The organism is Rhodococcus sp. EPR-147, assembly GCF_001647185.1.
In the GTDB taxonomy this organism is placed as follows: Bacteria; Actinomycetota; Actinomycetes; order Mycobacteriales; family Mycobacteriaceae; genus Rhodococcoides.
Genome location: NZ_LVCU01000111.1, coordinates 1 through 8082 on the forward strand (window position 1 = coordinate 1; position 8082 = coordinate 8082).

The following is an 8082-nucleotide window of genomic DNA, read 5'->3' on the forward strand; positions in this document are numbered from 1 at the left end:
AGCCGTCGACCATTGATTCACACCTGTGGATAACCATGTGGACAACATCGAAGTTCTGGGGATGGAATGTGGGCGCCTGTGCACCGATGTGATTCGTGCACAGGCAGCCGCGCGTCAATCACGTATTGGTCCCGAGTTCATCCCCACGACACCACGCTCGGCCACCAGCGGATCGAACGGTCCGTGCACAGATTCCACAGGACCTATTAATACTTCTGTTTTCTCCTTGAAAGAACTTCTTTGAAAACAGGTGTTGGGGAACGATCCGTTCACAGGCCCTCCGAGAACCCCCGAATCCCACCTTCGACGCGAGCCTCGCGCTTTCGTCTTCGCTTCGGAGGGCATACGGTGTGCTTGCGCTGGATGTGCCACACTCGTCGTTGCAGCGGTTCGAGCCGCAACCTTCGTGGTTGCACCGCTCCGGCCGTAACGCCGAACACCACCGAACGAGAGGAAATGCCGAGCGATGGAGCTTGGAAGTTTGAAGTTTCGCGTTGCTCGTGAAGATTTTTCCGATTCCGTCGCGTGGGTAGCCCGCAGCCTGCCGTCTCGGCCGCCCGTTCCCGTTCTCGGTGGAGTTCTTCTCGCTGCCGACGAGCAGGGTCTGACGGTTTCCGGATTCGACTACGAGGTCTCCGCTCAGGTCAAGGTGTCGGCGGAGGTTGCCACTGCAGGCCGAGTTCTGGTGTCGGGCAAGCTACTTGCCGATATCACGAAGTCGTTGCCCAACAAGCCGGTCGACGTCACGGTCGACGGGACCCGCGTTCTGGTCAACTGCGGAAGTGCCAAGTTCTCGCTGCCCACGATGCCGGTGGAGGACTACCCGCAGCTCCCCGAGTTGCCCAGCAACACCGGCTCGCTGGCCGGTGATGTCTTCTCCGAGGCAATCGCCCAGGTCGCCATCGCTGCGGGCAAGGACGACACGCTTCCGATGCTCACCGGTATCCGCGTGGAGATCGACGGCACCAACGTCGTTCTCGCGGCCACCGACCGTTTCCGGTTGGCGGTTCGTGAGGTGGAGTGGGCTCCCGCCGGTGCAGACACCACCACCGCGGTGCTCATCCCGGCCAAGACTTTGTCCGAATCGGCAAAGACTCTGGGCGGCAACTCCGGCTCACCGGTGGAACTGGCCCTCGGTTCCGGCTCGTCCATCGGTAGCGACGGTTTGCTGGGCATCGTCAGTGACGGGCGCCGCACCACGACCAGGTTGCTCGACGCAGAGTTCCCGAAGTTCCGTCAGTTGCTGCCCGCCGAACACACTGCGGTGGCGACCCTCGACATCGCCTCGCTGGTCGAGGCCATCAAGCGTGTCGCTCTCGTTGCCGAGCGTGGTGCGCAGGTGCGCCTGGAATTCAACTCCGACGGCGTGTTGCTGTCCGCAGGTGGCGACGACGCCGGCCGCGCCGAGGAAGCTCTGCCTGCCGACTTCCAGGGCGAGGCACTGACCATCGCCTTCAATCCGGGATACCTCATCGACGGGTTGTCCTCGCTGCACAGCGAGAAGGTCACCTTCGGATTCACGACGCCGAGCCGGCCTGCAGTGCTGCGGCCGACCTCCGACGAGGAACTGGTGCCCGACGACGCAGGCAAGTTCGCGGCGCCGAAGTCCGAATACACGTATCTGCTGATGCCCGTCAGGCTGCCGGGCTGATCCTGCCTGGTTACTGTTGAATCCGCGGGAATCTCCGCACCTGACACAGACAAGGACGCGTCATCATGCAGCTCGGCTTGGTCGGTCTCGGAAAAATGGGTTTCAACATGCGCGAGAGATTGCGCGAGCACGGTCACGAGGTGATCGGCTACGACCCCCGACCCGAGGTGACCGATACCCCGTCACTGGCCGGGCTGGCGCAATCGTTGACGGCGCCCCGGGTGGTGTGGGTGATGGTCCCGTCCGGTCAGATCACCCGCGACACCGTCAACGGCCTTGCGGATGTGCTCGAGCCCGGCGATCTGGTGATCGACGGTGGCAATTCACGCTTCACCGATGACAAGCCCAACGCAGAGTTGTTGGACGCCAAGGGAATCGGTTACATCGACGCCGGAGTATCCGGCGGGGTCTGGGGCCTGAAGAACGGCTACGGCTTGATGGTCGGCGGCCAGGACGAGCACGTCGCCAGAGCGATGCCGATCTTCGACGCGTTGCGTCCCGAGGGCGAGCGCGCGGACGGTTTCGTGCATGCCGGCCCGGTCGGTGCCGGTCACTACTCGAAAATGGTGCACAACGGTATCGAATATGGGTTGATGCAGGCCTATGCCGAGGGGTACGAGATCCTCGAAGCCGAAGAGCTCGTGCAGGATGTGCAAGGCGTGCTGCGGGCCTGGAGCAAGGGCACGGTCGTGCGGTCGTGGCTGCTCGACCTGCTGGTCGAAGCTCTCGGTCAGGATCCGGAGTTCAGTGAGATCTCCGGGTACACGGAGGACTCCGGTGAGGGTCGCTGGACCGTCGAGGAAGCCATCCGTCATGCCGTCCCTGCGCCGGTGATCTCTGCGGCATTGTTCGCCAGATTTGCTTCGCGGCAAGAGGATTCGCCTGCCATGAAGGCTGTCTCTGCCCTTCGGAACCAGTTCGGCGGGCATGCGGTCAAGAAGGCCGACGCCGACGAGACCCTGCGCGCCCCGGCGCCGAAGAACACCGAGTAAGTGTTCGTCCGGTCTCTGCAGCTACACGACTTCCGATCCTGGGACGACCTCACGGTCGACCTCGGACCGGGCTCGACCGTGTTCGTGGGGCCCAACGGACACGGCAAGACCAACCTGCTCGAGTCGCTCAACTATCTGTCGACGTTGTCCTCTCATCGTGTGTCCTCGGACGCACCCATGATCCGGGCAGGTGCCGCCAAAGCGTTCGTGGGCAGTGCCGTGGTCAATCACGGTCGCGAATTGATCATCGACGTCGAGCTGCTCGAAGGCCGGGCCAACAAGGCTCGGATGAACAGGTCGCCGCTGCGTCGCCCACGCGAAATCCTGGGCGTGTTGCAGAGTGTGTTGTTCGCTCCCGAGGATCTCTCGCTCGTCCGCGGTGATCCCGGTGAGCGCCGACGCTATCTCGACGAGCTGCTCACCACTCGAATTCCTCGAATGGCCACTGTCCGTGCCGATTACGACAAGGTACTGCGGCAGCGATCGGCTCTGCTCAAGACCGCGAGTGGATCGTTGCGCCGCGGTTCGTCGTCGGGTGACGGGGCCAGTGCACTTGCCACCCTCGACGTCTGGGACGGGCACCTCGCGGCGCACGGTGCTCGATTGCTCGCTGCCAGAATATCTTTGGTGCACGAGCTGATGCCTTTCGTACAACAGGCCTACAGCTCGATCGCGCCGGAATCGCGGTTGGCCGCAGTCGCCTATCGCTGCAGTCTGGCCGATGCGCTCCCGCCGGAATTCTCCGATGCCGATCGTGCACCGGAACCCGACGACACCGAGGTGCTGGAAGCTGCGTTCCTGCACCAGCTTTCGGTGATGAGACAGCGCGAGATCGAACGCGGGGTGTGTCTGGTGGGACCGCACCGCGACGACGTGGAATTGATGCTCGGTGATCAACCGACGAAAGGGTTTGCGAGCCATGGTGAGTCGTGGTCGTACGCACTGTCGTTGCGGCTCGGGTCGTTCGCGTTGCTGCGGGAAGACGGTACCGACCCGGTCCTGATGCTCGACGACGTGTTCGCCGAGCTCGACCGCAAGAGGCGCGCGGCGTTGGCGACCGTGGCCGCCGGTGCAGAGCAGGTGCTCATCACGGCGGCGGTACCGGAGGACGTACCTCCCGAACTCGATGCTCGGCGGTACGGGGTCGAAGCGACGCAGAGTTCGGATTCCGGTGCAGCAGGACGTATCTCGCGCATCTCGGACCTGTCGGCCAATACCGGTACCGCAGCTTCGGAAGGTGAGGTTCGATGACCGACGACGAGGCAACGCCCACAGGTAACGGTGAGGTACCGGAACTGAAAGGTGTCGATCTGGCGCGTCGAGCACTCGAGGACGCCCGGGCCGCAGCCAAGGCCAGTGGCAAATCGGTGGGGCAGGGACGGTCGTCGCCCACCGGCGGGGTACGAGCACTGCGGGGGCGTCGTCGACGCGGTTGGTCGGGAGCCGGGCCGGACGACCGTGATCCGCAGGCGTTCGGGGCCTTGGCGAACTCGATCGCGTCCAAGCGTGGGTGGTCGGCCAAGGTGTCCGAGGGCGCTGTGTTGGGCCGGTGGCCCAGCGTGGTCGGCGAGGACATCTCGGCTCATGCGGAGCCCACCGGTCTCAAGGACGGCGTGTTGAGTATTTCGGCGGAGTCCACGGCGTGGGCGACGCAGTTGAGGCTGATGCAGTCGCAGATTCTGGCCAAGATCGCCGCCGCCGTCGGTCACGGTGTGGTGACGTCTCTGCGCATCACCGGTCCGACGACGCAGAGCTGGAGAAAAGGTGAGCGTCACGTGCGCGGGCGGGGCCCGCGCGACACGTACGGATAGTGAGACGTCCCAACGTATGCTTTTCGAAGTGCCTGGTCCAGGTGATCCTCAACAGATGTTGGGGCCAGTGTTGCTGTGACATGGTCGATGTGCGTAGCGTGATTCGCGACACTCAGCGGTCGGGGGATCGATGAAGATGTTCTACGCGGCCATCGGACGAGGAGAAGTTGTGTCTGCACCAACGAAGAAGGCATCGACAGCGGCCGTCGATGTCGACGGGACCCCCGAAGACCGAGTCGTTCTCCATGCCCGGAATGTCGAGTTCGACTGGAAGTCCCTGCCGTTGCACTACATGGACGGCAATCCGCTCGCGACGCACCTGATCAACGTGATGCACCTGCTCCTGCCCGAGGGCGAGGAATGGTTCGTGCGCACCTTCAAGGAAGCGTTGCCGCTGATCCACGACGATCAGCTGCGCGACGACGTCATCGGGTTCATCGGCCAGGAAGCCATGCACGCCCAGGCGCACACCGATGTCCACGATCAGCTTCGGGCACACGGCATCGATGTCGACCCGTACGTCGATCAGATGAAGTTCTTGTTCGGCCGTGCTCTCGGCAACAGGTCCGGTCACGGTCAGAACAGTCTGGTCGAACGTCTCGCCCTCATCGCTGCCGCAGAACACCTGACCGCTTTCCTGGGCGATTGGGTGCTCAATGCCTCGGAGTTGGACGAGGCCGACGTCGACCCGATCATGCTGGATCTGCTGCGGTGGCACGGAGCCGAGGAGGTCGAGCATCGATCGGTGGCCTACGAGGTGATGCGGTACTTCGACGTCCGCCCGGCCCGCCGTATTCGTACCTACGTCGTCATCGCGCCCACGTTGGTGTGGTTCTGGACCCGCGGTGTTCGCTTTCTGATGAGCCAGGATCCGACGCTGGCGCACCTGCCACCCAAGCAGCGCACACCGTCGTTCCGAGAATTTCGTCGAGTTGCCCATGCCGGCCTGTTCCCGACCCCGATGTCGATGGTGAAGGCGTCGTTGCGTTACTTCAAGCGCACCTACCACCCTTCCCAGGAAGGTTCGACGGCGCAGGCAGTGCAGTATCTGGCCACCTCACCGGCAGCTCGGTCCGCCGATCGATGACCAAACGCACGTTGCGGAGCAAGCTCGGCGCAATGGCACAGATGGTGGACTCGTTCCGGGCGGGACGCACCATTCCGAAGAATCTGTACGGCCGCGACGAGCCCGATCAGACCGTGTCACTGGTGACCGATGCGCTCGACAAATGGTTCGCTCTGCTCGACGGTGACGACTACGACGCGTCGTTCGCTGCGCCGCCCGTGGCTCGCACCCGGTTGCTGACGTTGGTCGCGCGCGAGGTGCTGTGCGTCGACGAGCAAGTGGTCCAACTGACCTTCTCGGCCGCCGACGGTGAGGTGCTGCCCGCGTGGGCACCGGGAATGCATCTGGACTTCTATCTCCCGTCCGGACGCCGTCGGCAGTACTCGTTGTGTGGGCAGCCGAATCCCGACTCGTACTCCATCGCGGTGCGCTTGGTTCCCGACGGCGGGGGTGGGTCGCGTGAGATGCACGATCTGCAGGTCGGCACCGAGCTCGCAATTCGCGGTCCGCGCAACGGTTTTCCGTTCGTGCAGTCCGAGCACGCCGTCTTCGTGGCCGGCGGAATCGGCATCACAGCCATCATCCCGATGGTGCGTCGTGCTCGGGAGACGGGGATGGATTGGCATCTCGTCTACTGCGGCCGCTCACGTGAATCGATGCCGTTCCTCGACGAGATCGCCGGCTGGGACGCCGACCGCGTGACGGTGCGGACCGACGATGTGGACGGCATGCCGTCGAGCATGGATCTGCTCGGTGCCGCGGCGCCCGGGGGTTCGGTCTACGTGTGCGGACCTCCGCCGATGATCGATCTGGTTCGGGCGTCGTTCGACTCGTTGCCGGCAACGCATCTGCACTTCGAGCGTTTCTCACCGCCGCCGGTGAAGAACGGTGCCGAGTTCGAGGTGCAGCTCGTCGATTCCGGACAGATCATCGCAGTGGCTCCGGACGAGACTGCGTTGCATGCCATTCGGCGTTTGAGGCCCGATGTGGCGTACTCCTGCCAGCAGGGGTTCTGCGGGACGTGTCGCGTTCGAGTACTCAGCGGAACACCGCAGCATCGGGAGAACCGACTCACCGCCGAGGAGCAGGAACACGAGATGTTGATCTGTGTGTCCCGTTCCGAGGGTGAACGGATCGTGCTCGATCTCTAGCCGAGCCGCCGCATTTACCCTTCATCTTTGTCGCCCGGCACCCTGAAAATGCGCCTGTGAAGCAATCAGAGGCCTTTTAGGGGTGTCATCGTGCCCATGCTGTCGCAGGCAACCAGTACTATGGACCGGTACGACATCAAGCCCGGAACAACGCATGGACCCGGGCGCGGCCGGAATCGACTGCGCTCGCCCCTGCGGTAGCACCCTGTCGGGGTGTGAGCGGGGTAGTGGACGCGTAGAAGGAGAACCAGCTAACCGTGGCTGCCCAGAAGTCAGGTAACAACGAGAACAGCAAGGATTACGGCGCTTCGTCCATCACGGTCCTCGAGGGCCTGGAGGCGGTTCGTAAAAGGCCCGGTATGTACATCGGTTCCACCGGTGAACGAGGCCTGCATCACCTGATCTGGGAGGTCGTCGACAACTCCGTCGACGAGGCCATGGCCGGTTATGCCTCCACCGTCGGCGTCACCATTCACGTGGACGGCAGTGTCGAGGTCACCGACGACGGTCGAGGAATTCCCGTCGCCATGCACTCGTCCGGCGTCCCCACTGTCGAGGTCGTCATGACCCAGCTGCATGCCGGGGGCAAGTTCGACTCCGATTCGTACGCGGTGTCCGGCGGACTGCACGGTGTCGGTATCTCGGCGGTCAATGCCCTCTCGACCAAGGTCGAACTGCAGATCGCGCGTGACGGTCACCGCTACACCCAGACCTACGACTACGCCAAGCCCGGACCGCTCGAAACCGTCGGGAACACCGACGAGACCGGCACCACCGTCCGCTTCTGGGCCGACGGCAAGATCTTCGAGACTCTCGACTACAGCTTCGAGACCGTGCACCGCCGCCTGCAGGAGATGGCGTTCCTGAACAAGGGGCTGACCATCAACTTCACCGACGAGCGAGTGGCCGCGACCGACGCCACCGAGGAGGAATTGGGCGAGACCGCCGAGGCTCCCAAGACCGCCGAGGAAGAGCAGGCCGATGCGGCCAACGCGAAGCCGGCCAAGGTCCGCAAGCGGACGTACCACTACCCCGACGGCTTGGTCGACTTCGTCAAGCACATCAACCGCACCAAGACCGCGATCCACAACTCGGTCGTGGGCTTCACCGGCAAGGGTGAAGGCCACGAGGTCGAGATCGCGATGCAGTGGAACGCCGGCTACTCCGAGTCGGTGCACACCTTCGCCAACACCATCAACACGCACGAGGGCGGTACCCACGAAGAGGGCTTCCGCACCGCGTTGACCTCGACGGTGAACAAGTACGCCCTCGAGAAGAAGCTGGTCAAGGAAAAAGACATCAAGCTGACCGGCGACGACATTCGTGAGGGCCTCGCCGCGGTCATTTCGGTCCGAGTCGGTGAGCCGCAGTTCGAGGGTCAGACCAAGACCAAGCTCGGCAACACCGAGAT

7 protein-coding genes are annotated in these 8082 nt (G+C 63.6%); all 7 read left to right on the forward strand.

Translation table 11 applies throughout. The annotated features are described in order from the left end of the window. The first annotated feature begins 466 nt into the window (after window positions 1–466). A complete protein-coding gene (gene dnaN, locus A2J02_RS05320; protein WP_068047709.1) occupies window positions 467–1651 on the forward strand; it encodes a DNA polymerase III subunit beta in 1185 nt (394 codons plus the stop codon). A 65-nt stretch (window positions 1652–1716) separates the two neighbouring features. Next, window positions 1717–2643 carry a phosphogluconate dehydrogenase (NAD(+)-dependent, decarboxylating) gene (gene gnd / locus A2J02_RS05325; RefSeq protein ID WP_068047712.1) on the forward strand — a complete coding sequence of 309 codons (927 nt, stop codon included), beginning with the start codon at window positions 1717–1719 and terminating at the stop codon, window positions 2641–2643. After that, entirely contained in the window at window positions 2644–3894 is a 1251-nt protein-coding gene (recF, locus tag A2J02_RS05330; RefSeq protein WP_068047716.1) for a DNA replication/repair protein RecF, read from the forward strand. It abuts the gene before it with no gap. After that, entirely contained in the window at window positions 3891–4454 is a 564-nt protein-coding gene (locus A2J02_RS05335; protein WP_068047719.1) for a DUF721 family protein, read from the forward strand. Before recF ends, A2J02_RS05335 begins: the two co-directional genes overlap by 4 nt. 169 nt (window positions 4455–4623) lie before the next feature. Further along, the gene (locus tag A2J02_RS05340) at window positions 4624–5541 is read left to right on the forward strand and encodes a metal-dependent hydrolase (protein WP_068047722.1); all 918 of its coding nucleotides are present in this window, start codon (window positions 4624–4626) and stop codon (window positions 5539–5541) included. 32 nt (window positions 5542–5573) lie between these two features. Next, window positions 5574–6671 (forward strand): PDR/VanB family oxidoreductase, encoded by a 1098-nt coding sequence (locus tag A2J02_RS05345; protein WP_068047725.1) that lies wholly within the window; start codon window positions 5574–5576, stop codon window positions 6669–6671. 257 nt (window positions 6672–6928) lie between these two features. After that, a partial coding sequence (locus A2J02_RS05350) for an ATP-binding protein (RefSeq protein ID WP_231911413.1) occupies window positions 6929–8082 on the forward strand: 1154 nt, incomplete at its 3' end.